Raw genomic sequence first — 221 nt, forward strand, 5'->3', positions numbered from 1 at the left:
GCCCAGGCGGCAGACCGCCTTGGTTTCGGCGGTGTACTGATCCCTACCGGGCGGTCCTGCGAGGACTCCTGGTTGGTGGCGGCATCGTTGATCCCGGTCACCCAGCGGCTGAAGTTTCTCGACAGCCTGGCACGGGCGGTGGCCGAGGCTTCAGCACCCGAAGACATTCTGGCGATCACCACGCGCATGCTGGTGGAACACCTGGGGCTTTCCAGCTGCGC

General features: G+C 66.1%; 1 protein-coding gene. It reads left to right on the forward strand.

What is annotated here, in order from left to right:
- Positions 1 to 221 (forward strand): LLM class flavin-dependent oxidoreductase (locus IAE53_RS11335; RefSeq protein ID WP_200554268.1); only part of this gene is annotated, 221 nt, incomplete at both ends.

The sequence above is a fragment of the Leuconostoc sp. S50 genome (genome assembly GCF_016624925.1).
Taxonomy (GTDB): Bacteria; Bacillota; Bacilli; order Lactobacillales; family Lactobacillaceae; genus Leuconostoc; species Leuconostoc pseudomesenteroides.